Origin of the sequence: Streptomyces sparsogenes (genome assembly GCF_001704635.1) — a bacterium.
In the GTDB taxonomy this organism is placed as follows: domain Bacteria; phylum Actinomycetota; class Actinomycetes; order Streptomycetales; family Streptomycetaceae; genus Streptomyces; species Streptomyces sparsogenes.
In genome coordinates this window covers 1-575 of record NZ_MAXF01000152.1, presented here as the reverse complement: position 1 = coordinate 575, position 575 = coordinate 1, and the positions used below count along the sequence as shown (strand labels likewise).

1 pseudogene is annotated in these 575 nt (G+C 67.7%); it reads left to right on the top strand.

Annotated elements, in window-relative coordinates:
• Positions 1-91, top strand: a pseudogene (locus BBH68_RS44345) (IS5 family transposase); the annotation flags it as partial.
• Positions 92-575: the final 484 nt, after the last annotated feature.

Below are 575 nucleotides of genomic sequence, written 5' to 3'. Positions count from 1 at the left end.
GGCGCTGAGCGCCTGGCGGGCCGAGCGGCGCCGGCATGCGCTGAACATCGGCCGCCCGCCGGAGCGCGACTTACGCGAGATCATGAACGCGTCCATGACCGACCTCATGGCCCGCCGCCTCACCGGCGAAGCCACCATCTCCTGGCGCGACCCGACACTATGGGATCAAACACCAATTCCGGGATGAAACTCGGGAGAAAACGACCTCTCAGGGCTGTTGCGCCTGTATCACGGCGTACGTGAGCTCGGTGAGGGCGGCATGGGCACGGGACATCTCCTCTCCCACCACGCTCTGCGGCTGTGGATGACGTGCGGCATCTCTCCTCGCCCGCTGGCGTCGCTGCCCGACGAAGCCGCCGTCGGAGTGTGAGACACAACGACGCTGAGCGGCTCCAGCGCTGAGGCATAACCTGTCAGGGCGGCGAACGCCGCCCTGACAGGTTGAAACCGTGTGAAACGGGGCCGAACGGGATCATCCTTCCCGGCTCCGCCTCAAGTCTGTACGCCGCTGCCCCAGCGCATCCCGATCGCGGACAGCTGCTCCACCCGCTCCGGCGACAGCGTCGCGGCCCTGC